The sequence below is a fragment of the Clostridium sp. AF35-15 genome (assembly GCF_003477745.1).
Taxonomy (GTDB): domain Bacteria; phylum Bacillota; class Clostridia; order Lachnospirales; family Lachnospiraceae; genus Otoolea; species Otoolea fessa.
In genome coordinates this window covers 1-25,009 of the sequence record NZ_QUDY01000009.1, presented here as the reverse complement: position 1 = coordinate 25,009, position 25,009 = coordinate 1, and the positions used below count along the sequence as shown (strand labels likewise).

Annotated in this window: 29 protein-coding genes; 23 read left to right on the top strand and 6 right to left on the bottom strand. The window is 47.6% G+C overall.

Annotation, left to right across the window (positions count from 1 at the left end; genetic code table 11):
- The first annotated feature begins 166 nt into the window (after positions 1-166).
- From DWZ76_RS10860 to DWZ76_RS10835, 6 genes are all read left to right on the top strand, one after another.
- Positions 167-1,201, top strand: a complete 1,035-nt coding sequence (locus DWZ76_RS10860; protein WP_118472651.1) for an ATP-binding protein — start codon at positions 167-169, stop codon at positions 1,199-1,201.
- Positions 1,202-1,440: 239 nt separating this feature from the next.
- Positions 1,441-1,626, top strand: coding sequence for a SymE family type I addiction module toxin (locus DWZ76_RS10855; protein WP_118472650.1), 186 nt, complete (start codon positions 1,441-1,443; stop codon positions 1,624-1,626).
- 96 nt (positions 1,627-1,722) lie between these two features.
- On the top strand, positions 1,723-1,941 hold the full coding sequence (locus tag DWZ76_RS10850; RefSeq protein ID WP_118472649.1) for a helix-turn-helix domain-containing protein: 219 nt from the start codon (positions 1,723-1,725) through the stop codon (positions 1,939-1,941).
- Positions 1,928-3,031: a DNA cytosine methyltransferase gene (locus tag DWZ76_RS10845; RefSeq protein ID WP_118472648.1), complete on the top strand. Its 1,104-nt coding sequence runs from the start codon at positions 1,928-1,930 to the stop codon at positions 3,029-3,031. Before DWZ76_RS10850 ends, DWZ76_RS10845 begins: the two co-directional genes overlap by 14 nt.
- Positions 3,028-4,830, top strand: a complete 1,803-nt coding sequence (locus tag DWZ76_RS10840) for an AAA family ATPase (RefSeq protein WP_118472647.1) — start codon at positions 3,028-3,030, stop codon at positions 4,828-4,830. The genes DWZ76_RS10845 and DWZ76_RS10840 overlap by 4 nt, the downstream gene beginning before the upstream one ends.
- Positions 4,831-4,835: 5 nt before the next feature.
- A complete protein-coding gene (locus tag DWZ76_RS10835) occupies positions 4,836-6,311 on the top strand; it encodes an LlaJI family restriction endonuclease (protein WP_118472646.1) in 1,476 nt (491 codons plus the stop codon).
- Positions 6,312-6,533: 222 nt separating this feature from the next.
- On the opposite strand, the gene DWZ76_RS10830 is transcribed toward DWZ76_RS10835, so the two are convergent.
- From DWZ76_RS10830 to DWZ76_RS10805, 6 genes are all read right to left on the bottom strand, one after another.
- Positions 6,534-6,812, bottom strand: coding sequence for an SLOG family protein (locus DWZ76_RS10830; RefSeq protein WP_118472645.1), 279 nt, complete (start codon positions 6,810-6,812; stop codon positions 6,534-6,536).
- Positions 6,813-6,824: 12 nt separating this feature from the next.
- Positions 6,825-7,796 carry a hypothetical protein gene (locus DWZ76_RS10825; protein WP_118472644.1) on the bottom strand — a complete coding sequence of 324 codons (972 nt, stop codon included), beginning with the start codon at positions 7,794-7,796 and terminating at the stop codon, positions 6,825-6,827.
- A 9-nt stretch (positions 7,797-7,805) separates the two neighbouring features.
- Complete coding sequence (locus tag DWZ76_RS10820) at positions 7,806-8,126, bottom strand: DUF6508 domain-containing protein (protein WP_118472643.1); 321 nt, start codon at positions 8,124-8,126, stop codon at positions 7,806-7,808.
- A 27-nt stretch (positions 8,127-8,153) separates the two neighbouring features.
- On the bottom strand, positions 8,154-8,426 hold the full coding sequence (locus DWZ76_RS10815; RefSeq protein WP_118472642.1) for a hypothetical protein: 273 nt from the start codon (positions 8,424-8,426) through the stop codon (positions 8,154-8,156).
- Between the two features lie 26 nt (positions 8,427-8,452).
- Positions 8,453-9,004 (bottom strand): ImmA/IrrE family metallo-endopeptidase, encoded by a 552-nt coding sequence (locus DWZ76_RS10810; protein ID WP_118472641.1) that lies wholly within the window; start codon positions 9,002-9,004, stop codon positions 8,453-8,455.
- Positions 9,005-9,066: 62 nt separating this feature from the next.
- Positions 9,067-9,492: a helix-turn-helix transcriptional regulator gene (locus tag DWZ76_RS10805; RefSeq protein ID WP_118472640.1), complete on the bottom strand. Its 426-nt coding sequence runs from the start codon at positions 9,490-9,492 to the stop codon at positions 9,067-9,069.
- A 183-nt stretch (positions 9,493-9,675) separates the two neighbouring features.
- On the opposite strand from DWZ76_RS10805, the gene DWZ76_RS10800 reads away from it, so the two are divergent.
- The 17 genes from DWZ76_RS10800 (at position 9,676) to DWZ76_RS10720 (ending at position 24,905) form a co-directional block, all read left to right on the top strand.
- The gene (locus DWZ76_RS10800) at positions 9,676-10,917 is read left to right on the top strand and encodes a DNA polymerase IV (protein ID WP_243017815.1); all 1,242 of its coding nucleotides are present in this window, start codon (positions 9,676-9,678) and stop codon (positions 10,915-10,917) included.
- 89 nt (positions 10,918-11,006) lie between these two features.
- Positions 11,007-12,110 (top strand): hypothetical protein, encoded by a 1,104-nt coding sequence (locus tag DWZ76_RS10795; protein WP_118472638.1) that lies wholly within the window; start codon positions 11,007-11,009, stop codon positions 12,108-12,110.
- Between the two features lie 103 nt (positions 12,111-12,213).
- A complete protein-coding gene (locus DWZ76_RS10790) occupies positions 12,214-12,615 on the top strand; it encodes a helix-turn-helix transcriptional regulator (RefSeq protein WP_182431315.1) in 402 nt (133 codons plus the stop codon).
- A 58-nt stretch (positions 12,616-12,673) separates the two neighbouring features.
- Positions 12,674-13,447, top strand: coding sequence for an ImmA/IrrE family metallo-endopeptidase (locus tag DWZ76_RS10785; RefSeq protein WP_118472636.1), 774 nt, complete (start codon positions 12,674-12,676; stop codon positions 13,445-13,447).
- Between the two features lie 587 nt (positions 13,448-14,034).
- Complete coding sequence (locus DWZ76_RS10780) at positions 14,035-14,367, top strand: DeoR family transcriptional regulator (RefSeq protein ID WP_118472635.1); 333 nt, start codon at positions 14,035-14,037, stop codon at positions 14,365-14,367.
- 43 nt (positions 14,368-14,410) lie between these two features.
- Positions 14,411-14,812, top strand: coding sequence for a DUF4406 domain-containing protein (locus tag DWZ76_RS10775; protein WP_118472634.1), 402 nt, complete (start codon positions 14,411-14,413; stop codon positions 14,810-14,812).
- Between the two features lie 17 nt (positions 14,813-14,829).
- Positions 14,830-15,153 (top strand): hypothetical protein, encoded by a 324-nt coding sequence (locus DWZ76_RS10770; protein ID WP_118472633.1) that lies wholly within the window; start codon positions 14,830-14,832, stop codon positions 15,151-15,153.
- Positions 15,153-16,280: a DUF2800 domain-containing protein gene (locus DWZ76_RS10765; RefSeq protein ID WP_118472632.1), complete on the top strand. Its 1,128-nt coding sequence runs from the start codon at positions 15,153-15,155 to the stop codon at positions 16,278-16,280. Before DWZ76_RS10770 ends, DWZ76_RS10765 begins: the two co-directional genes overlap by 1 nt.
- A gap of 3 nt (positions 16,281-16,283) precedes the next feature.
- Entirely contained in the window at positions 16,284-16,823 is a 540-nt protein-coding gene (locus DWZ76_RS10760) for a DUF2815 family protein (protein ID WP_118472631.1), read from the top strand.
- A gap of 89 nt (positions 16,824-16,912) precedes the next feature.
- Positions 16,913-18,850 carry a DNA polymerase gene (locus DWZ76_RS10755; protein ID WP_118472630.1) on the top strand — a complete coding sequence of 646 codons (1,938 nt, stop codon included), beginning with the start codon at positions 16,913-16,915 and terminating at the stop codon, positions 18,848-18,850.
- A 13-nt stretch (positions 18,851-18,863) separates the two neighbouring features.
- Entirely contained in the window at positions 18,864-19,265 is a 402-nt protein-coding gene (locus DWZ76_RS10750) for a hypothetical protein (RefSeq protein ID WP_118472629.1), read from the top strand.
- A complete protein-coding gene (locus tag DWZ76_RS10745; RefSeq protein WP_207663649.1) occupies positions 19,262-21,646 on the top strand; it encodes a virulence-associated E family protein in 2,385 nt (794 codons plus the stop codon). Before DWZ76_RS10750 ends, DWZ76_RS10745 begins: the two co-directional genes overlap by 4 nt.
- Before the next feature lie 234 nt (positions 21,647-21,880).
- On the top strand, positions 21,881-22,162 hold the full coding sequence (locus tag DWZ76_RS10740; RefSeq protein ID WP_118472628.1) for a VRR-NUC domain-containing protein: 282 nt from the start codon (positions 21,881-21,883) through the stop codon (positions 22,160-22,162).
- Positions 22,143-23,486, top strand: a complete 1,344-nt coding sequence (locus DWZ76_RS10735; protein WP_118472627.1) for a DEAD/DEAH box helicase — start codon at positions 22,143-22,145, stop codon at positions 23,484-23,486. Before DWZ76_RS10740 ends, DWZ76_RS10735 begins: the two co-directional genes overlap by 20 nt.
- A 2-nt stretch (positions 23,487-23,488) precedes the next feature.
- Positions 23,489-23,980 carry a hypothetical protein gene (locus DWZ76_RS10730; RefSeq protein WP_118293560.1) on the top strand — a complete coding sequence of 164 codons (492 nt, stop codon included), beginning with the start codon at positions 23,489-23,491 and terminating at the stop codon, positions 23,978-23,980.
- Positions 23,981-23,995: 15 nt separating this feature from the next.
- Positions 23,996-24,361 (top strand): type II toxin-antitoxin system PemK/MazF family toxin, encoded by a 366-nt coding sequence (locus tag DWZ76_RS10725; RefSeq protein WP_118293559.1) that lies wholly within the window; start codon positions 23,996-23,998, stop codon positions 24,359-24,361.
- Positions 24,362-24,464: 103 nt separating this feature from the next.
- Entirely contained in the window at positions 24,465-24,905 is a 441-nt protein-coding gene (locus DWZ76_RS10720; RefSeq protein ID WP_005423550.1) for a hypothetical protein, read from the top strand.
- Positions 24,906-25,009 lie beyond the last annotated feature (104 nt).

The window sequence follows — 25,009 nt, the reverse complement described above, 5'->3', positions numbered from 1 at the left end:
TCTGGTAAATCTGATTTCATGATTCAAATCTATTTATTTTAATTTCAAATCAAATTCAAGTAGAATCTCTTTTATCTCAGGATATCATTAAAAGTATCCAAATTTTAAGCCTGTATGATATGAAAAATACAAGGCAAGGTAAAAAATCAATAATAGGGGGAAATATATGTTCAGTAAAATAAACAGTTTCAGCACCCGCGGCATCGATGGCTACCGGATCACGGTGGAGGTTGATGTGAGCAACGGATTGCCGAGTTTTGTCATGGTGGGCTACCTGGCGGAGGAGGTGCGGGAGGCGCAGGAGCGCGTTCGGACCGCACTTCGGAATGCGGGGTTTTGCCTGCCGCCGAAGCGGATCACGGTCAATTTATCGCCAGCCGGGGTGCGGAAAGAGGGAACGGGGTGTGATCTGGCGATCGCGGCAGGAATTTTGAGGTGCTTGTGGGAACAGGGTGAAAAGGCAAAAATAAGAAAGACGGATGAAACCTGCCCGGAAATGGATGGGGTGGAAGATGAGGAGAACAATTCTGCACCGAATTGGGACCAATGGGCGTTTATCGGTGAACTGGGTTTGGACGGCAGCATCAAGCCGTTGACCGGTGTTCTCTCGATGGTCTATGAGGCGCGCCGCTGCGGAATGAAACGGGTTTTTCTATCCGAAGAGAATGTACAGGAGGGACGGGCTGTGGATGGGATCGAGATCGTCGGAGTCCGGGATGTGAAAGCGCTGACGGCTTGCCTGCAGCATCCGGAACAGATTCACGGACAATGGTTCACACCAGATCTGTTTCAGGCGGGACAGGAAGAATTTGACGTCGATTTTGATGAGATCGTCGGACTTCCGCTGGTGCGGCAGGCAACCGAGGCGGCAGCAGCGGGGCGTCACAACATTCTCTATATCGGACCGGCTGGAACGGGAAAAACGATGGCAGCTCGGCGTATTCCGACAATTTTGCCGCCGCTTACGCTGGAGGAAAGCATTGAAGTTTCGAAGATATACAGTATCTGCGGTTTCCTGAAGCCAGACACACCGCTGATTTTGCAGCGTCCGTTCCGCAGCCCGCATCACAGCACGACCGCCCAGGCGATGGCAGGCGGAGGACGAAATCCGAAGCCCGGGGAGATCTCACTCGCCAGTTATGGTGTCTTATTTCCCTGTGAAACGTTTTGCACCGCCTTTTTAATACCTGTTACTTGCTGAAAAATGCCGTATTTACGGGCTTTTTCGGCATTTATTTTACCCATAACGGCTTTGTCATACATACTGCTTGGTGTGTTTCTATGAGATGATTCAATAACTATATGTAGTGGTTGGGTGAGAATGTAAACCGATATGTAGAAAACGGTTCATGTAGATGTAAAACCATTTAGCAAAACTTATAACTTTTTGACGAAACGCCATAAAATTTGGAAAAAGAACAATTTCACGGAAGGAGTTACATGAAGGCAAATAGAGAAGTAAGAGAATTAAAGGTCTATGGACAGTCTGGGTATAAATATCAGGATACTCCAACTATTGTGCTAAAAGGGAAATGGTTGGAGGATGCAGGCTTTAAGATAGGCACAAATTATAAAGTGCTTATTACTGAAAATCAATTACATATTTCGGTGTTATCGAACGAGTAAGACACGGCTATTTAGTAAGAGTTAGTGAGTTGACTTTATTCGCTCAGCGGTATATAATAACCCTACAATTCGTTTGTTTTTTAGCGAGGTATACAAATGGAATATATGACAATACAAGATGCCGCTGATAAATGGGAAATATCATCACGCCGAATACAAGTTTTATGCGTAGAAGGACGAATTCCAGGTGCACAAAAATTTGGAAGGCAGTGGGCTATTCCTGCGGATACAAGTAAACCACAAGACGCACGTATTAAAAGCGGACGATATAGAAAAAATACCAAGACTGGAGATAGCAATAATGGCAAAGCGTAAATTAAAAATCTTCTCATTCTTTTCTGGAAGCGGTTTTCTGGATTTGGGGTTCGAATTGAATGGGTTTGATGTTGAATTTGTAAATGAGTTCCAGCCCGCTTTTATGGAAGCGTATCAATACTCAAGAAGTAAAATGGGATTGAGAAAGCCCCAATATGGCTACTTCAATATTGATATCAACGAATTTCTTGATACAAGAAAAAACGAGTTACAAACATATATTGATGATGCACGAAAAGATGGAAGCCTTGTAGGTTTTATCGGCGGTCCTCCGTGCCCTGATTTTTCCATTGCCGGAAAAAATAAAGGGCGTGATGGAGATAACGGTAAACTTTCACTTTCATATACAAACATCATAACTGAAATGCAACCAGATTTCTTTCTGTTCGAGAATGTCAAAGGCTTATGGAGGACTGCCCGACATAGAGCTTTTTTTGAAGAATTAAAAGGCAAAATACATAAGGTAGGATACGAAACGACAGAACGCTTGACAAATGCATTAGAGTATGCTGCGCCACAAGATCGAGATCGTATTCTGATGTTTGGAATTAAAGCGGATTTGCTAAAAAAAGTTAGCATCGGTGATTTTCCGTGGAATAAATATCAAGTTTACAATCTTGAAGATGTGAAAAATTTGCCTTGGCCGGATGTCAATGAGTTTCAGGAAAATTCCGTGCTAAAGTGCCCGGATGGGATACCGAGAGAACTTACTGTTCAATACTGGTTTGAAAAGAATCATGTTGATATGCATCCGAATGCAGAGGATTATTTTAAACCACGTCAGGGCTTGCAAAGAATGCTTACGATACAAGAGGGAGATGTAAGCAAAAAATCTTACAAACGCTTACACAGATGGCGCTATTCGCCTACTGTAGCATACGGAAATAACGAGGTACACTTACATCCCTATAAAGCAAGAAGAATTTCCGCTGCGGAGGCACTATCCCTTCAAACTTTGCCAGAAGAATTTGAATTGCCGTCAGATATGACTTTGACAAATAAATTTAAAACCATCGGCAATGGGGTGCCATTTATTCTGTCCAGTGGCATAGCAAAAACCATACGCGATTTTCTGGAGGTGATTGAATGAAAACTTTTTTAGAGGTGCTGGATGACCTCGAACAGTTAAAAGGCAAGCGACTTGAAAGCATTTCTGGACAAGCCGCTCCATTTACAATCGATGAGGTTGACAGAGCTAACGATCGTGTAATACTTGGTATTAATGGAAGCCAAAAATCTCGACCGCTGGAGGAATTGCGCCGTATTTGGGATGAGATGTGTGCAAGGCCAGCAGCTCACGTTGACAGCGTACTTGGCGGTTCCGGTTCGCGTAGGAGCCAGCCAGAAACAATTCTTGCAAATCTCCCATATGTTGAATGGCTGAATATTAAAGGCAAGAAAAATATAGCTTATATCGGAGCCAATACACACGCTTTTGGAGAATTGAAAAAGATGGATGATGCTACTGCCGAGGAATATGAACAAATGATGCGGAGCCCCCGTCCCCGTAATCCTCTGCTACCTCCTTTGGGTGATGATACACCTGTGGATTCTACAAGAGAAGAACTTATGGCGATGGAGAACAAGGACTTTATATTCACCGTATTAGACACTATGTCCAGGCATCACCTTTTCAATGGTTTTACTTTGCCTATTCTTGAAAGTCGTGAGCAGTGTAATCTGTTATTCCGACACAATAATATTCATGGTATTTTGTTTAAGCGTACTGCGGGTATGAGTGATGATGAGTTTCGTGAAGCAATGCAAGATGAGGCAGGTAGAGCCCGATATTATACGGAGCGATTCAGCATTGCTGAAGATGAATATTATGTTTCATCACAATGGCGCCCCGATCGCGAAGATGCACGTGGAGCATTTTTGGACTGGTTTTTTGAATTGCTATTGACTATAAAGTTCGAAACTGGACTGCCCAGTGAGTTCGAACGAAATCGTATCGTCTTTGGTGCACCTGGTACGGGAAAAAGTCACACTTTAAAGAAAGATTGTAATGCACTTTTGGATGGTACATCTGGTTCATTTGAAAGAGTGACGTTCCATCCAGATTATACATATTCGCAGTTTGTGGGATGCTATAAACCTGTAACTAATGCGACTGGAGAGATTCGGTATGACTTTGTGCCGGGGCCTTTTATGCGTGTATTAGTTGCGGCACTGAAAAGCGGTCGCACTGACAATCCACAGCCACATTTGCTTTTGATTGAGGAAATCAATCGTGCAAAAGTCGCAGCAGTATTTGGTGAAGTATTCCAGCTATTAGACAGAGCAGATTCGGGTGCCAGTGAATATGATATTCATGCCACCGAGGATATAAAGAAATATTTGATTTCCGAACTTGGTAAATCACCTGAGAGTATCAAAATCCCGGATAATATGTTCATTTGGGCTACTATGAACAGCGCCGATCAAGGTGTTTATCCTATGGATACAGCTTTTAAGCGTAGATGGAACTTTGAGTATATTGGGATTGATGATAATGACGATGAGGTTGGTGGTCTGGTAGAACTTGGCACGACCCCAAATAATAAAGATGTTGACTGGAATATTCTTCGTAAGGCTATAAATGATACGCTTGCCGTAACCTACGGTATCAACGAAGACAAGCTCATGGGGCCATATTTCCTTTCAAAACAAATTTTTGCATATGGAGAGAATGGGCGAATGCTCAATCCAGAGAAATTCAAATCTGCTTTTAAGAGCAAAGTTATCATGTACCTATATGAGGATGCAGCAAAAGCAATTAAGCATAAGCTGTTCGAGGGATGTGATAGTAGCAAATATTCTTCTGTATGTGCGGCTTTTGATACCTACGGCATCGATATTTTCGGAACCTCTTTTATGGAAAAGTATAACAGCATGATCGAGGGGTAACCGCTATGGAGGCATTCGTATCAAAATATGTTAGAGAACAAAAGCGATACACCAAAAATGACCTTCGTGCCCTGTTTTGTTTTTCGGAGGAAGAAATTCAAACTTTCATACGGCGGCTCAAGGCATATGGCGTTATGAAAGCGGTAAAAAACACCCCTTTGCAAAAAGACTTATCCGACTTAGCAGACGAAGATTTAGCAGTTACTGATGATGCCACAGAAGGTAATGCGTTTTTTTACGTTTTTACATTTGTTGGTGTACTTACAGTCGGAAATCGAGTGATAAAATGCTATCCCAAGTACATCACACAGAATCCAGAACCAATGGAAGAAATGAAGCAGACTATAAAAGTGCTTCAGCGATACGGTTCCAAAGAGCAAATAATTAATATGTACAATGGTAATGGTCAAAACAGTAGCTTTAATCTACTGGCGGTTATGCTTTTTCTCTTAGACGATTTCCATCAACATGGATTTTACATCAATTCAGAAGATATCGTAGAATTGAATGGAGAAGGACCTATTCTTTGGAATCAGACTATCGATAACGGTTTTGCCATCATTAGTAATAATAGACCGTATTATGTAGATTTATACACCCATCGATCAGTGGATGATGAAAATGATTTTTTCTACCATCTTCATAAATGCGTGGTCACAGAATGCTCGAACCAATTACGAGATGCCGGAATCTTGGATTTATTTGATATGGTCGAGGCAGACATCAGTGATGAAACCCGAAGCAATTTGGGTGATGACGATTATATTCTCTATCGCCTGCAGTCGGAGCTAAACATTCAATACAATACTCATAAGCAGGTATTGCTTAAAACTATGTATGCATATATAGCTCACCGTAGGACGCTGGCTGACAATGTGGGAATTAGTATGTATGGCACTACCAGTTTTAACCTTGTGTGGGAAGATGTATGCAAAGAAGTATTTGGTGATTGCTTAAATATCCAATTGCGTAATTTGAAATTACCAAATGGTATTGCGGAAGGGTATCATCCAACAGATCAGCTCATTAATATTATTGAGCGTCCAAAATGGCAGGGATATAGAGAAAACGGACAGCCTTTTGAAAAGGAAGCCGCAGATACTCTTATTCCAGATATTATTGCATTGACTGATTTGGATGGTATTCACAGCTTTATTATTTTGGACGCAAAATATTACTGCGTACAACTTGAACCAAATAAAATGCTACGTGGGCAGCCAGGCATCGGTGATGTTACAAAACAATATCTGTATCAGCTTGCGTATAAACAATTTATCGAGGATCATGGTATAGAGGACATAAAAAACTGTTTTCTTATGCCAACGGAACAAGACAGCATTATAAAAAAGGGAACAGCTCGGCTGAATATGTTAGAACAACTTAATCTACAAAATATTCAAATTCGGTTATTACCCGCCAAGAAGATGTTCCGTTATTATTTGGAAAAGCAAAAGATGAATATTGCAGAGCTACAACTGTAAAGAAGTGGAGTGCCATCATATACAAAGGCACTCCACTTCTTTGTATTGGGCGTATTCGATTGTGTTTCTGGTGCCGCCTGGCTCTCCATTGTAAACTGCTATCACACGGGCAGATCGGTTTACCATCCACTCGTTTCGGCGTTGGAAGCAATCTCGGCTATAGCCAGGGCAGATGTATTTTACCAGATTGGCATACTGGAGAATAAAATTGTATTCCTGCTGTCAGCGGGCTTGCCACCTGCTTTCAAAGCCCTTATATGGTACTGCGGCTACCAGATGGATAGCTGGATTCTTAGCACGTTCCCTTAGTACGATTTGTGCCGCCCAGATATCAACACCTCGTGCCATCCCAGAAATAAAGGTAACAAAACCATCAGCAATAGCTTGCTGAATTGCTACTTCCAGGTCATGCTTTACTTGTTCTTCTGGTTTATGTAGCTTTTCTGGTCGATGGCCGGTGAAACAGCAACGGTGCAGGCGGAGTTCAGTTTCCTTAGACATGAAATCACCCCATTATAGTCTGCTCTGCGTTAAATCACGAGCTTCGCTGATGGAATCACAAGTAAGGAGCGTGTCCAGCATTGCCCATACCCGACCGTTCCTATAGATTTGCCCTGTCTTTACAGTTTTGCTCGGAACGATAGCCGGTCCCAGATGATAGATGTAGCAATCATTGCCCCATACCTCATCCGGCATTTCAGGGATTTCATCGTGCATATTCCGAGTCACGGTATAGCTTTCGATGTGGTGAATGGACTGGAGCTGTCCATAGTAGCGGAACGCTATGTAGTTTGGTGGCTCTTTTGGCCAGCCGTTTCCACCCACAGGACAGAAATATTTATTATGATTTTTTACGATGTCAATCCATGTGATGTCGCAACCGTCCGGCTTTGTGGTTCCCAGTGCAACGACATATACCATATTGGAATCTTTCTTCTGCATGGTCATTACCTCCTTCAAGTAGTCACAGAACTCCGCAAGGAGATGTTTCTGTGCGTGGTTTGATGTTGCCCTGGCACCGCCAGCCATTTCATATACTTCCCTGTAGGAGAGATGCGAAACGGGTATACCATTGGGAGCAACGGTGAACGGCAGATAGGACGCTGCATAGGTCTGTGTGCATTCGGACAAGGTTACAATCTGTTTGATAGTTGCCTTGGACGATGCGAGTCGGACAGAATACTTCGTAAGCTGGTCTGCACCTGGCAAAATCCAACCACGCTTTGCTTCAAAGATAATGTGGAAGCTCTGTTCGTCTGTAACTTCAATATCTGTGATGCCAGTTGCGACACCGTATTTCTGATTCATAACCATCACTGTATCCGTGTCAGGAACTAGTCCGCAGATATGTTGTACCACGGCTTTCAGGAACTCCGGGCATTGGGCCAATGCCCAGGACATACTAAGAGTGATGTCGTTTTCTTTATCACCGAGAAGCTGAAAAATACTATGTATCTCTCGGCCATACGATTCAAGTGTTGCCATTGGCACCTCCTATTCCCCAGAAGAGAGTAGCGTTATCATTTTCTCAACGATAGGCTTAACCTGTCCGGCACGGTAGCGGCTTTCAAAGGAGCCGTTGCTAAAATGATCTTCTCGCAGGAGCATTGTAAGCAGAACGCAACACAGTTCATAATCTGCATCTTTCAATCGTGCCAGCTCCATATCGCAATCAATTGGCTCGGTGATAAGGTAATCACCATAGTTATATTTTATATCGCCAGTGTTCTCCAAAGTTTCATAGTAGCTGGTTACCGAAAGGGTATCAGCGTCAATGAGATTCTGGAGGAGCTGGCGTTTTTCTTTATTTTCCATGTGTTTCCTCCGCAAGCAGTTTAAGGGCTATGCTATCCGCCGTTCCACGAACCAGCGCCCCAGATTGTTCCCGGTCAGAGAGTGGTTGCGTTCAAAGAACAGATAGCTCTGCCGACCTCTGACCCATATTGTGTATCGGTCACCTTGTCCACCGGCCTTCATAGCAGCCGCCTGCCGGATGTCCGTGACACGGTCAATATCGAATTTTTCTCCATCCTCCCAGGTCAGGCTGAGAGGAATCAACACGCCCTCGCTGTTAAATTGGGCGATTACATCCACATAAACTTTTATGTTATTCATACTGACTGACCTCCCTTGCCTGCCTGTTAGTAGTCAGTGGTCACATTGGTTTCTACATTTTTCAAAAAGTTACTGTTCGCCATCAGCGGCGGATCAATAACTTTATATCCATTCCTTTTCATGAGCCGGAACTTGAAATCCAACAGCTCCGGGGGAACCCGAAGTAGTGCGGCGGCTCCGAAGAAGGAAATATCATCATTCAATTTTGCCAGAACATCTTCATCGTCCATGAGAAATTCCGCAGCAAAGATGTTTGCTTCGTATTCCATAAGAGATGTGCTGTCGAACAATTCAAAATCATGAAAAGCCTTAACCCCCACAGCCTTTGCGTGGAGAACGGCATGACCTAGCTCGTGTGTGACGATAATCCGTTGGATCGACTCAGAGAGATCACTATTGATAGTGATGGAGCGTTTACGGCTCTGTGTCAGAAAGAAGCCTTTACAGGCTCCTGGGTAAGTTCCCATCGGTGTATGGAGCAGAATGATGCCCATATCCTCACACAGCTTAAACGGGTCTGTTTCATGGTATTTTTTCTTGAGCTTTTCTACCTCTCGGCAGATATAATCCATGTTCATTCAGATCCCTCTTTTCTGTACCCACTTCTAATTATATAGGATCGTGTGTCCTATAATTTGGATTACTTCTTCCGTCCGTAAGTTTTCTTTGCCTGCTCCTTACATTCCAGATAGGCTTTGGTCACAGCAGTGAAAAATGCGTCTTTGGCTTCCTCACTCAGTTCGCCACCAGCGAAGAGAGCAGCATTGCGCTCCAGAAGCTCATCCACTTCATTTGCGGCTTTGTTACCGAACTGCTGTCTGGCTGTTTCAATGTAGGTCATTTTTTCGATTCCTTGCTGCGGGTCGGTAATTTCATCGTTTGCCAGATAATCGTAAGAAACCCCCAGTGCCATCGCCAGCTTACGCATAGTGGAAGATCGCGCTCGTGCATCGGTGGATTCATAGGAAGCAATAGTACGCTTAGATACACCGACTTTGTCAGCGAGCTGCTGTTGGGTCAAATTGCAGAGTTCCCGTGATACTTTAATTTTGTCGGAAAAAGTCATAGTAGCCTTCCTTTCATATAATTTTCTCTCTGTAACTTCATCAACTTCACCAGAACTATTGACGCAACTTCATTCTGGTGTTATTATGCGAATGAAGTTTGGTGAAGTTACAACTCGATTATATGTGCGTAACTTCACTTTGTCAATAGAGAAAGATGAAGTTTTCAAAGGAAGGTGATGAAATTGGGTGAAAGAACAATCTTACATAGTGATATGAACTGCTTTTACGCATCGGTGGAGATGATGCTTGACCCTTCCCTGCGTGGAAAGGCAGTTGCGGTGTGTGGCAGTACCGAGAACCGCCACGGCATTGTCCTTGCCAAATCGGAGCTGGCGAAGAAGGCCGGAGTAAAGACTGGGATGGTCAATTGGGAAGCAAGGCAACGCTGCCCCGACCTCATTATGGTCAAGCCGCAATATGAGCAGTACCTCAAATATTCGGAACTGGCCCGGAACATATATCAGAGATACACAGACCAGGTAGAACCCTATGGCATGGATGAGTGCTGGCTGGATGTTGGTGGCAGTAGAAGTGTATGCGGTTCTGGCATGGAAATCGCAGAGAACATCCGTCAGACGGTGAAAGAGGAGCTGGGGCTGACTGTTTCCATCGGTGTTTCTTTTAATAAGATGTTTGCCAAGCTGGGTAGCGACATGAAAAAGCCGGATGCCATTACCGAGATTCGCAAAGACGAGTTCAAAGAGAAGATATGGTCGTTGCCAGCTTCAGACCTTCTTTTTGTCGGAAGAGCAACGACCGCCAAGCTGGAGAAGTACGGCATCACCACCATAGGAGGCATTGCCAATGCTGATCCCCAGTTTTTGAAACGCTTGCTGGGTGTAAATGGTCTTGGCCTGTGGAGGTCGGCAGCAGGACTGGACGATAGCCCGGTCATGCATAAGGATTTTGTTTCACCAATCAAGTCGGTCGGACACGGAATCACCTGCACGGCGGATTTGAAAAATGAAGATGAAGTTTGGAAAGTGATGCTGGAGCTGTCGCAGGATATTGGTCATCGACTCCGCATCTACAAGCTGAAAGCCAGTGGAGTGCAGATCAGCATCCGTAGTAATGACCTGGGATTTCGACAGTACCAAGCACCTCTCACCCTGGCAACACAAAGCCCATCGGTCATTGCCCATAAAGCCATTCAGATTTTCCGTGACAACTACCGCTGGATAATGCCTGTCCGAGCTGTAACTGTCCGGGCAATCAACCTCCGCCCCAAGAATGAGCCGGAACAGATCGACCTCTTCATAGATATGCGGCAATTGGAACGGCTGGACAGACTGGATGACTGCATTGAGGACATTCGGCGGCGGTTCGGGAAAAGAGCAGTGTTCCAGGCTTGCCTGTTGGGGGATCTGAAGATGCCATTCGATAACCGGGACAAAGTGGTTATGCCTGGTGTAATGGGACGGTGACACCCCTAAAACTTTCTGCCCTTTGAGGGTGTCCTCTGGGGGTGCGTTTTGGTAAACTATATATAACAAATCCAAAGGAGAGTGATAATATGGAATTCCTTAAATTTAAGGAAATTTTTGAAGAATATTGTGGACTGGTTGAGTCCAAGGAGGACGGCGGCACTCATAAACAGGGACAAGTTAGAGAAAAATTCACGGAAATTGCAGATGCAGTTGGTGTGGATTTGGCATTACTTCGCCAGTACAAAAAAGATGATGGAACTATGTATATTAGTCCTAAAGCAACGGCACCGTACCGTTTCCCAAAAGATTGTAAGGATTTTGTATTACATATTCTGGTGCATCACACTGACTTGGATTACCAGGACTTGCGGCGTTGGAATTTTAGAAAAGTGCCTGTTAGTACGCTGACCTCTCTTGTAGATGGTTTTATGCTCATGCTGTCGTTGCTAGGGCATGACGAAAAGACCATACAGAGCCAAAGACGTCAAATGGAACATCGCCTACAGTACCGAATGCGAGTTGAACGGCAAAAATTGGATGTAGAAATCCAGGCATTATGTCAGGACATCAATGATTACGAGGATGATCTGTTTGGCATGAACACAGACGATAAAGCCTGCTTTTTTGACTTTGTATGCTCCAAAGTTAAAGAACTCCGCAACTATGTTTCCGAGATTCAGAGCTGTTACCACGACACTCGACACGAGGAACTTACTGATTATGCGATGCAGGAAGCCGCTGAAATGGATAATGACGAAGCAATGTTGGACTTTAACCGCACACTCATTCTGGATAATGCACTGGGAAAGAACACCAGATACCAGGAACTGTTAAAGGAAAAGCAGGAGATTCTTCGAACTAATGGTTTTGTAAAAAATCAGAAGAAACGCTTTGAGCAGGTCGTTGCGGAAATGATCGAAATTAGCCGTCAGACCGAAATTGAGCTTTTTGATGAGGAACTCCCCGAAGAAAAAGACAGCCCATTGGTTCTAAAGCATCCAAGCCAGGTGCTAAGAGAGTCGATAAAGTATGTTGCCGAAAGTCGGGAATCCCAGAGAAGGTACGAGGAGGAGCAGGCAAAAATCACACCAGAAGAACGGGAAGCCTCCAGGAAAATAGCAGAAGAGCTTTTTAAGGAAATGGGGTGGGAACTTCCGAACCTTGGTAAATCCTCCGATGATTCCAAATAAATGAGGTGGCTTGACTTTTCTTCTGCCACACTGTATAATATTACGCAGAACGGCGTAATAGGCGTAAAATGCGTAATTACAGCGCGGCAGGAGGAAAATGACAATGCAAGAAAAGAATATGAGATTTGGAGAATTTATAAAAAAGAAAAGATTACAAGATGAAAGAGACCTGACGCTAAAAGACCTTGCGACCGTACTGGGCGTTTCCCTTAGTATGCTTAGTGACATCGAGCAGTGCCGGAGAAAACCTTTTGACAGTGATAAGATAGAGCAGTTTTGTTCATATCTCAACCTATCCGATGAGGACAAGGCTCTTATGTATGATTTGGCTGCTCGTGACCGAGGTGAAATTCCATCCGACATCGATGATATCATGATGCATTCTGAAATAGGTGAAATGGCAAGGTTTGCCTTACGAATGTCTAACGCAGGAGTAGCATCGGAAGAGGACTGGAAAACCTTCATCCGAAATATTGAAAAGAAACGAGGTAACAATATTGATTGATTTCCACTGTAGCAAGCGACATCGGGATCAGACTCCCGTTGTTAAGAATACCGATATCATGGATTTCGCAGAGGCACAGGTTGGGGATTATAAGCCCAAACTGCTGAAAGAGCCGGGAAAGATTAAGTCCCTGCACTTTATCGAAAGCTACCTGGGTGCCAATGTGGACTACATGGATATCTACTATCCGGAAAATACACCCCAGATCGCTGGAGCAACTGTTTTCAACGATGATATGGTGCGTGTTTTTGATAAAGAAAACCTGTGCATCCGCAAACAGCGGGTACCTGCGAACACCATCCTTATTGATAATTCCACCATGCAACCTGGCAAGGAGGGCTTTGCCCAGTTTACCGTGTTGCACGAAGGCGGGCATTTCTGTATGCACCCTGCGGTTTATCGCAGATGTGATGGACAGCTTTCCCTTTTCGATTTTGGTTTACAGAAAGAGGAAGGCGCGTCTGTTGTGTGCTGCCGTATGAACGCTTTGGAGGGCGTTGCCCGGAGCCGTGACTATACGAAGTGGACGCAAGAGGATTATCGGGAGCATCAGGCTGATGTTTATGCGGCATCTGTTGCTATGCCCCGCCAGACCTTTGTTCCGACTGCGATGGAACTGAATCGTAAAGCCGGATTCCGTGATGGCATTTTTGTCACCCCGGATGAACTTGATTGGGATTATGAGTTGGGCGTAACTGCTCTGACTGAGAACCTTTCCAATATATTCGGAGTTTCCAAAGCCGCTGCCAATGTACAGCTTAAGCGACTGGGACTTCTGATGACTGAAGATGAATATCTGGAACAGCACAGACAATTTGCTGTTGCCTTCTAATGTGCATGATACGGTAGCCTGCTTCACCGACAGGTTGTGGGCTACTGCTTTTTTTACCTTAGCGTTACGCAGAATGGCGTAAAAAGCGTAAAGAGAACATCCCTAAAAGAAGTCTTACATATGGGATTTAGTGTGGGGTGGCGTTCTGTTACGATGTAAAAAAAAGAAAGGGGCAACCGTGCCATGCAGAACAATTTTGACCGTCACCTCATCTGCCCTTGGTGTAGCAAAGGCGAGGTACTGGCGGATGGAAAAGCCAAAGTCACTGTTTCCGTGATGTGTCCGAAATGCAGGCATTTCTTCACAGGAGACTTAGACACACTTAAAACTGAAAAAACCGTGGCTCAGAAAAGACTGGGTCGCAACAGATAGATTGCATTACTGACTGACCACCGGGGCATTTGCCACCACTAAGGCCGGAGTAAGGCTGTATTCGTACAGCCCATACTCCGGCCTTTATTTTTTGTGCCAAATCGCTGGAGAAAAATGCAAACAACATTTTTTCAAAACTGATTTCAAAGGTGCAGTGAGACTGACCCTTTGACCTGTAATCTGAGTACATCGAAAGCGAAAGGAGGTGCAAGGACATGACACAAGCTGAACGACAGTTCGCCATCCGTGATTATATCTCGGACAAGCGCGAAACCAGTATCAAAGAGCTTATGGCGGAGTTTGGTGTTTCAAGAAATACCATCCGTAGCGATCTTGATGCCATCACCCCTTGCACCGCCTTTGAAATGGTACCGGGACACGGCGGCGGAATCAAGGCATTACCTGGATGGTCTTCTGGTCGGCGTTACCTCAACCAAGAGCAAGAAAATCTTCTTGCAGAACTGCTTCCTGGACTGCAGCCGGAACAGCAAGCTGTGATGAAGAGCATTCTTGACGCTTTCGCCCTGCCGAAGGGTTCTCGGCAATAACGGGATACACCCCCGAATGAAATGAAAGGTCTGGTGAATTTTTATGGAAAAAGTATTTGTTTGTTCCCCGATGAAAGGCGATGTGGAGAAGAATCTCAAGCTCGCCAAGTTTGTGGCTCGTGTGCTGATTAACAGCGGTTACATCCCTGTTGTTCCGCATCTCTATTTCCCGCAGTTCCTTGATGACAACGACCAGTATGAGCGTATCAAGGGCATCAAGATGGGCGTGGAGTTGATGAAGGAATGCGACAGGATGTGGATCATCGGCACGACAATCACCAACGGTATGGAATATGAGATCAACGAGGCAAAGAAGGCCAAGGTGCCTGCAATCCTCTATGATGAGAAGCTCCGTCAGATCGATACGGCAACCATCCTCCTGGATGACCGTCTTGATGCTGATTATCGCCGTATCGTGAAGGGTCTCTTGTTTTACCGCTACTAAGAAAGGATGAAAACACTATGAAAGATGTATTTTTGACCATCGCAGATGGGTTTGAAAAGCTGGCGGCTGGCTATCGTGCTTTGGCACAGGCTGAAGCTCCGGCAGCAGTTACCGCAGATAAGCCTGCCAAGGCAGATGCAACGGACAAGCCTGCTCCCCAGGCTGAAGCTGAGGAGAAGAAGATCACCATCGAGGAAGTCCGTGCTGTACTGGCGGCGAAGTCCCAGGACGGCAAGCGTAAGGAAGTCAAGGATCTTCTGCTGAAGTATGACTCCGGCAAGCTGTCTGGGGTCAAGCCGGAGGACTACTCGGCATTGCTGGCAGATGCGGAGGCCCTCTAATGGGGGCCCACGCACGGAACTCACCTTCGGCGCTGCACCGTACTCTGAACTGTACCCCTTCCCTGGTGCTGGGAGAGCAGTATGCCGATGAGGAGAGTTCCTATGCCGCTGAAGGCTCTGCCGGACACGCTCTGGCAGAACACCTTATCAAAAAGCACCTGAAACTTCGCACTAAACGCCCAGTGTCGGATTACTACTCGGATGACCTGCTGGAAGCCGTGGATGATTATGTTTCCTTCGTCATCGGTGAGATTGAAGATGCCAAGCGTGAGTGCAAACAGCCTGTGTTCGCAGTAGAGCAGCGAGTCGATATTTCCGACTACGCCACCGACTGTTTCGGCACGGCGGATATGGTCATCGTCACGGATAAGGTCATTCACATTATTGATCTTAAACTGGGGCGCGGAGTGGAAGTTAGTGCCGTAGAAAATCCCCAGCTTATGGCCTATGGTCTCGGCGTGTTGGCAACGGACGAGATGCTCTACGATGTGGAAACTGTCCGGCTCACGATTTACCAGCCCCGTATCAATAACTACAGCTCTTGGAATATCACCCCCGCTGACCTCAAAAAATGGGGTGAGGAAGTTCTGAAACCTCGTTCGGCAATGGCAATGACAGGTGCCGGAGAGTTCCATGCCGGAAGCTGGTGCCGATTCTGCAAGGCCCGGAATCAGTGTCGTGCCAGAGCCGAGGAGTTTTTGAAACTGGCACAGATGGAATTTCGTCAGCCTGTCCTTCTGTCCGATGCAGAAATTGCAGAGGTGCTGAAGGTATCGGATGAACTGGCAAAGTGGTCGGCTGATGTTTACGCCTATGCCCAGGATCAGGCCATCGTCCACGGAAAACAGTGGACAGGCTACAAGCTGGTGGAGGGTCGGAGCAACCGCAAATATTCCAGTGATGCCGAGGTGGAGCAAGCCGCCAAAGCCGCTGGGTACACCGACATCTACAAACAGTCGCTCATCGGTGTTACCGAGATGGAGCGTCTGATGGGCAAGAAGGAATTTGCCCGTGTCCTTGGGCAGTATGTGTACAAACCCCAGGGCAAAATCACCCTCGTGCCGGATTCCGACAAGAGAGAAGCAATCACACAATCAACCGCTGCGGCGGATTTTCAGGAGGATTAAACCATGAACAATCAGAACAACACCAAAGTTATCGTACCTTGCCGTTTTTCTTATCTGCACTGCTGGGAGCCGGATTCCGTGAATGGCGGCGATCCGAAGTATAGCGTATCCGCTATCATCCCGAAGAGCGACACTAAGACCGTCAATGCGATCAAGGCGGCTATCGAACAGGCCAAGAAGGACTCCGTTTCTAAGTGGGGCGGTAAGGTTCCAGCCAACCTCAAGCTCCCTCTGCGTGACGGTGATATCGACCGCCCGGATGACGAAGCCTATGCGGGTTGTTACTTCTTCAACGCAAACAGCCGTCAGGCTCCGCAGGTCGTGGACAGCAAAGTTCAGCCTATCCTCGACCAGTCCGAGGTTTACTCCGGCTGCTACGGCAAGATCAGCGTGACCTTCTATGGGTACAACAGCAATGGCAACCGTGGCATCGCCGCTGGTCTGGGCAACATCCAGAAGCTGAAGGATGGCGAGAGCCTGGGCGGTCGCACCTCTGCTGCCGATGACTTCCAGACTGAGGATGATGAGGACTTCCTGTCCTAATCTTCTGGGGAGGACGGTTCTCCGTTCTCCCCATACATATTAAATCCGTCTGTGCTGACGGAATATAGATTTTCGAGAGGAGTGGTTACATGAGCCTGTTGGCTATCGATATTGAAACTTATTCAGATGTAGACCTGCAGAAGTGCGGTGTTTACGCATACAGTGACAGTCCTAATTTTGAAATTCTGCTGTTCGCTTATGCCTTTGATGACGAGGATACACAGATTGTGGATATGGCCTGTGGAGAGCAACTGCCGCAGCGTGTGCTGGATGCTCTGGAAGATGAGAGCATCGTGAAAACTGCATTCAACGCCGCTTTTGAACGGACGTGTATTTCCAAATACCTGGGGCATCGCCTTTCTCCTGTAGCATGGCAGTGTACCGCCGTTCAGTCTGCTATGCTGGCACTTCCGCTTTCGCTGGACGGTGTTGGTGAGGTGCTGAACATACAGCGGAAAAAGCTGAAAGAAGGCGTTGATCTGGTTCGATTCTTCTCCATGCCGTGCAAGCCAACCAAAGTGAACGGTGGCAGGACAAGGAATCGCCCAGAGGACGAGCCGGAGAAATGGGTGCGGTTCAAAACATATTGTATCCGGGACGTGGATGCAGAGCGTGAAATCAGATATAAACTTCGGAACTTCCCGATCCCAGCACAGGAGATGAAGTTCTACCAGATGGACCAGGAAATCAACGATCGTGGCATCCTGGTTGACCAGAAACTGGCGGCAAATGCCGTCCTCTGCGATAACCAGTACAAGGATGCTGTTACCGCCAGAGCCTATGAGCTTACTGGTCTTTCCAACCCCAACTCTCCAGTCCAGATCAAAGGCTGGTTGGCGGAGCGTGGCGTGGAAGCAGAGAAATTAGATAAAAAAGCCGTGAAGTCTCTCATCGGCAATGCAGATGGCGAAGTATTGGAGGTATTGAAGCTCCGGCTTTTGATGGCTAAGACCTCTGTGAAGAAATACGAAGCCATCGAGCGTTCGGTCTGCTCAGATGGTCGAGTACACGGACTTCTTCAGTTTTACGGTGCAAATAGAACGGGCAGATGGGCTGGCAGACTGGTGCAAGTTCAGAATCTTCCCCAGAACCATATCGAGGATCTGGAGCTTGCCCGTGATCTCGTTAAAAATCAGCAATTCGACCTGGTTGATTTGCTGTACGATTCCACCCCTGGGGTGCTGTCGGAACTGATCCGTACTGCCTTCATTCCAAAACCGAGCTGTCGGTTCATTGTGGCTGACTTTTCCGCAATCGAAGCCAGAGTGCTTGCCTGGTTCTCTGGGGAGCAATGGCGTATCGACACCTTTGAACAGGGCGGCGATATTTACTGTGCATCTGCCACGCAGATGTTCGGTGTCCCCGTGGTCAAGCATGGCGTGAACGGTCACCTCCGGCAGAAGGGCAAGATTGCAGAACTGGCTCTTGGTTACGGTGGCTCCGTTGGGGCATTGACCTCGATGGGAGCTTTGGAGATGGGAATGGAAGAGGAAGAACTCCAGCCGCTGGTCAATCAGTGGCGTGGCTCCAATCCTCATATCACAAAATTCTGGTGGGATGTGGATGCGGCAGCAGTGAGGGCTGTTCGGGAAAAGACATCCGTTTCCTATGGAAATCTGTGCTTCACCTATCGCTCCGGCATCCTGTTTGTTACCTTACCGTCCGGCAGAAATCTTTCCTACATCAAGCCCCGCATGACCATGAACCGTTTCGGACGGGAGAGCCTTTCCTATGAAGGTGTTGGTGAGAGCAAGAAGTGGATGCGGATCGAAACCTACGGGCCGAAGCTGGTCGAGAACATCGTCCAGGCCACAGCCCGTGATCTGCTGGCACTTGCCATGCTCCGGCTGCGAGATGCCGGATTTGAAATCGTGATGCACATCCACGATGAAGCTGTGCTTGAAGTGCCGGAGGGTGTTTCAAGCGTGGAAGAGGTTTGCAAGATGATGGCAATTGCCCCGGACTGGGCGGCTGGTCTGCCCCTTCGTGCAGATGGCTACGAATGTGCATTTTACAAAAAAGACTAAGGAGGTACTGCTCATGGGAATCAGCAGGAATAACGGAGAGGGCTATCCCGATCCTACGGCACACATCGCAGTCCGCAATGTGGAAGCCGATGCAAAGAAACTGAAAATCAATTATCCGACTGGGTACATCGAACTGAATCTGGAGCGTTTCTTCCCTTGCCCCCAGACAAAGGCGAAGAAGGTATTCCGGCTCATCCATCGCTATTGCACCCAGGCGGATAAGACCCGCTTGCTGGAGTTCATGACCCGCCGGGTCGCTTTCTACGACAGCCGTGAAGCAAATTCTATGAAAAAGGCGGCATCTGTCGAACACGCCTACGAGTACAAATATCACATTGCCCAGGCGAAGGAAGCTGCCCGCCAGCGCGAGATGCTCCAGCGGAATATCGATAACTTCAAGGAGGGATTGGAATGAGAATCAGTACAGGTAATTCCCGTATGGATAAAAAATGGAATCTGGTCGATATGGAACTTTCCGAGTTCCGTGACCGTATTTCCACAACCCATCGTACTGCCGAAACGGTCGAGCAGTACCGCAAACTCAGCAAGGCAAAGCAGGATGACATCAAGGACGTGGGTGGTTTCGTCCTCGGCACCCTCAAAGGCGGACGCCGCAAGAAGGACTGTGTGCTGACCCGTTCTGGTCTTTCGCTGGACATGGACTACGCTACCCCAGACATCATCGACCAGATAGAGATGTTCTTTTCCTTCCATTGCTTTTTCTACAGTACCCATAAGCACACGCCGGAAAAACCTCGTCTGCGTTTGGTCATTCCTCTGTCCCGCGAGGTGACTCCAGATGAATACTGTGCGGTAGCCAGAAAGGTCGCAGAGGACATCGGCATCGAGCTGTTCGATGACACGACCTATGAGCCGAGCCGTTTGATGTACTGGCCCAGCACTTCCTCAGATGGCGAGTTCATCTTCCACGAGATGGAGGGCGAACTGTTGGACCCAGACAAGATCCTGGCTCGATACACGGATTGGCATAACTCTGCAGAGTGGCCGGTATCCAAGCGGCAGCAGAGCATCGTTCAGCGTGACATCAAAAAGCAGGCAGATCCGCTTACCAAGCCTGGAACGGTCGGAGCATTCTGCCGGACTTATTCCATCCAGGATGCCATCGAAACCTTCCTCCCCGATGTCTATAAGCACAGTGCCATGCCGGGGCGTTTCGATTATATTCCGGCAGACTCCCAGGCGGGTGTTGTGGTGTATGAGGGCAAGTTCGCATACAGCCATCATGCTACCGATCCCGCTTGCGGTCGGCTGATGAACGCCTTTGATGTAGTGCGTATCCATAAGTTCGGCTCACTGGATGCCAAGGCCGACCCAGACGCAGATCCCGTCAAGTTGCCGTCCTTTAAGGCAATGCAGGAATTTGCCGTGCAGGATGATAAGGTCAAGATCCAACTTGCCAAGGAGCGTGTACATCTCGCCCAGGCTGAGTTTGAGGAAGAAGTCACCGATGAGGACTGGCAGACCCTTCTGGAACTGGACAAGCAGGGCAAGGTCAAAGATACCCTGAACAATATTGCTACCATCGTGCGGCACGACCCAAATCTGAAATCCATCGTGTTTAACGAGTTCAAGAGCAGTATTGATGTGATCGGTGATATTCCCTGGACACAGGTAAAACCGGGCTGGGCGGATGCAGATGTGGCAAATGCCAAGCTGTACTTTGAGAAGGTCTATGGCATCTGGTCACCGACCAAATTCAAAGATGCTCTGCTGGCAGTGGTGTCTGCAGAACGGCAGTATCACCCCATCAAGGATTACTTCGCCACCCTCCAGTGGGATGGCGTGGAGCGTTTGGACACCTTGCTCATCGACTACCTCGGTGCGGATGATGCGCCGTATGTCCGTGCGGTCACCAGAAAGACCCTCACAGCAGCAGTTGCCCGTGTGTATGAGCCGGGTGTGAAGTTCGACTCGATCCTCGTGCTGAACGGTCCCCAGGGTGTGGGCAAGTCTACCTTCTTTGCTCTGCTGGGTCGGCAGTGGTATTCGGACAGCCTTTCCATCTCTGATATGAAGGATAAGACTGCGGCAGAGAAACTGCAGGGTTACTGGATTCTGGAGCTGGGTGAACTGGCGGGCATCAAAAAGGTCGATGTGGAAACGGTGAAATCCTTTGTCACCCGCACAGATGATAAGTTCCGTCAGTCCTATGGCATCGTGGTTGAGAGCCATCCACGCACCTGCATCATCGTGGGTAGCACCAACTCCGAGGGCGGTTTCCTTCGTGACATCACAGGTAACCGCCGTTTCTGGCCTGTCCATGTGACTGGCAAAGGCGCACACCATCCGTGGGAGATGACTGACATCGACCAGATCTGGGCTGAAGCTATCGAGCGTTACCACCAGGGCGAGGAGCTGTTCCTTTCCGGCCGTGTGGCTGCGGAAGCCTATGCCCGTCAGCAGGATGCAATGGAGTCCGATGACCGTGAAGGCATCGTGGCGGACTATCTCGACACCCTTTTGCCGGAGGGCTGGGACAAGATGGATCTGTACCAGCGCAGGAGCTTCCTCGGCGGTAGCGAATTTGGCGGTGTTCCGGCCACGGGTACTGTACGCCGTGAGCGTGTCTGCATCATGGAGATTTGGTGCGAGTGCTTTGGTAAGGAACGCCAGAATCTGAAGCGGACAGAATCCTATGAGGTCGAGTCCATTCTGAACAAGATCCCCGGCTGGAAACGCTACGAGGGCAATGCCTCCGGCAAGATGCGTATCCCCGGTTATGGTGTGCAGAAAGCCTTCATCCGTGTTGCCGATGAGAAACACGGAAACCCATGAGGTGTTTCTGGATGATTCCCATACGGTAGTCAGAAACACAGTGCGGAAACAGGGAAATTGCCACAGCGGTCAGCGAAAAAGCGTGGTTGTTTCCCATGTTTCCTAAAAAGCTCCCTATTGAGAGTGTGTAGATATAAAAGAAGAAAGAAACAGGTGTGTGTATGTACCTGTACGCGCGTAAGAGTTTTTTGCTATCTGGAAACGGCAAAAGGAAACAGGAAAGGAGATGGTCTTTTGCGTGAGAGTTATGTAGAGAGCAGGCTGACCACGGAGGTAAAAAAGCGTGGTGGGCTGGCAGTCAAATTTGTTTCGCCGGGGTTGGATGGGGTGCCTGACCGTTTGGTTCTCTTCCCCGGTGGCAGGTTGGCATTTGTGGAAATGAAGGCACCCGGAAAGAAGATGCGTCCGTTGCAGGTCAAGAGAGCCGAGCAGCTCCGAGCGTTAGGATTTTCCGTTTACTGTGTTGATAGACCAGAAATGATTGGAGGTGTTCTGGATGAAATACAAACCGCATAACTACCAGCAGTTCGCCACGGACTTCATTCTGAATCAGAGCATCTGCTGCCTGATGCTAGATATGGGTCTTGGAAAAACGGTCATCACCCTTACGGCTCTGTGGCAGTTAGCACTGGACAGCTTCGATGTGAGCAGAGTTCTGGTGATTGCACCGAAGCGAGTAGCTGAAGACACATGGCCAAAGGAACTGGCAAAATGGGAACACCTCACCGGCCTTACCTCCTCCCTGGTCCTGGGTTCTGCAGCAGAACGGAAAGCCGCCCTGCAGAGGAAAGCATTTCTGTATATCATCAACCGTGAAAATGTGGCATGGCTGGTGAAGAACCACTACTGGGATTTCGACATGGTCGTGATCGATGAGCTGTCGAGCTTCAAGTCCAATAAGGCTGAACGGTTCAAAGCCATGAAGAAGGTTCGTCCGATGGTCACTCGCATCGTTGGTCTGACAGGCACACCGGCTCCGAACACACTGCTGGATCTGTGGCCCCAGATGTATCTGATGGATATGGGACAGCGGCTCGGTCGGTTCATCGGGGGGTTCCGTGATCGGTTCTTCCTGCCGGATAAGCGAAACCGGGAGATCATCTACAGCTACAAACCCCGTGAAGGTGTAGAAGATGCAATCTACGCTTTGATTTCAGATATCTGTATTTCTATGAAAGCTGCAGATTATCTGGATATGCCGGAGCGGATCGATAACCGCATCGAGGTTTCCATGAGTCCGAAGGAACGGAAGCTGTACGATGACTTCCAGAAAGATATGGTTCTTTCCATCGATGATGAGGAACTGGATGCCGCCAATGCCGCAGCCCTTTCAAACAAGCTACTCCAGATGGCGAATGGTGCGGTGTACGGCGAAGACAAAAAGATCATCCCCATCCATGACAGAAAGCTGGATGCCCTGGAAGATTTGGTCGAAGCGGCAAACGGCAAGCCCCTTCTGGTGGCGTACTGGTATAAGCACGACCTCCAGCGTATCAAGGCTCGGTTCAAAAATGCCCGGTGCATTGATACGGCAAAGGACATCGATGACTGGAATGCCGGAAAGATCCCACTTGCACTGATCCACCCGGCATCGGCTGGACATGGTCTGAATCTGCAGGATGGAGGTTGCACCATCGTCTGGTTCGGACTTACCTGGTCGCTGGAGCTGTACCAGCAGTTGAATGCAAGACTCTGGCGGCAAGGGCAAAAACACACGGTGGTCATCCACCACATTGTCACGAAAGGCACTCATGACGAGGATGTCATGTGGGCTTTGGAAAATAAGGATACACGCCAGTCGGCTCTGATCGAGGCGGTTCGGGCGAGAATTGGAGGTTAGGAATGAGCGAAAGGATAGAACAGCTTATCCGTGACTACCCGAAAATGAAAACGGAGCAGCGTTGCCTGTTCCACCAGATTTCTGATTTTCGAGGCATCACGGAACAGGAGATGATTGATACGATGTATTTCTCCCAGCCGGAGGGTGAACGGGTGCAGACCAGCGGCACCGCCAATAAGACCGCCAGCATTGCCCTGAACTACCGGGAACGGATGGAGCGTATCAACCAGGAATGGTACGAGCATCTGGAAAAGGAATATCTGGATCTGACGGAGGAGCTTCGCTTTTTCGAGAGTGCGGTCAAATCCGTCAGTGGGATGCCCGGAACGGTGCTTTCTGATTTGGTCTTTGGTCAGATGACCTGGGACAAGGTAGCGGAAAAGCATTATATCAGCCGGAGATCGGTCGGCAACTACCGGGCAAAGGCTATCGTGGAACTGGAAAAAATGTATCAGCGTCATGACGATGAGGTCGTGGCGTATATGCTGAGTTAAGCGAGGTGGATTACGATGTGTAAGCGTGGAGATATTTATTTCGTGGATTTCGGTCAGAACATAGACACCTGTAAGCAAAGCGGTATCCGTCCGGCGGTCATCGTGAGCAACAACCGTGCAAATGAGCATTCCCCGGTCATCACGGTCGTTCCGCTGACCTCCAAGATTTATAAGAAAAGGATGCTCCCCACCCATGTCTACATCCCGCGAGGTTGTGGAACGGGTCTGCCACAGAACAGTCTGGCTCTGGCCGAACAGGTGGAAACCATCGACAAAAAGTATTTGCTGGAACGGCGAGGTGCTGTGAGAGATGATGTTGTTATGACCAAGCTGACAAAAGCCCTGCAAATCCAGATCGGGGCTGTGGAGCGATACAACTGAGCATGAGCAGTCACTGTAGTAGTGGCTGCTTTTCACTGTATTGAGCGTGAAATGAAAATGTGGTATTATGAAAGCAACAAATCGGAATTTGTGTGTGGAGGTGATGGTTGTGAAGAAAAAAGTAACAATAGCGTTTGTCATCATTGGCATTCTTGCTATAAGTACAATGATTATATTTTCAACATATAAGTCTTCGGAAGCCTATCGAAAAGCAAAAGCAAAGACACAGTGGGAGTGTTCTGTGGTCTGTGCGGAAAAGTCAACGCCTGATTCCTATGTAATTACATATTCTGACGCAAAAATTTTGTCTAATACAGGCGTGTTGACAGTCCAGAACAGAAACGATTTTGACATTACTGTACATCTGCTCTGTGAAGGAAAACAGGAACTTGTATCTGACAGTATTCCTGCTGGCGGTTGCTATTCTTTTCAGAATGTTACAGATAAAGAATACACGGTAGGTATTCATGCTGAGGTTGATGAAAATACGGATATAAAAGCATTTGTATATGATGGAAAAGACACTGAACCATATACAAGATAAATGGTTTCTAATTGCAAGATAAATTCGAGTTTGTAGAATTAAGAAAATCGAAAGTTGGAGGATACACGCATGAAAATTGTAATCATTAATGGAAGTGCCAGAAA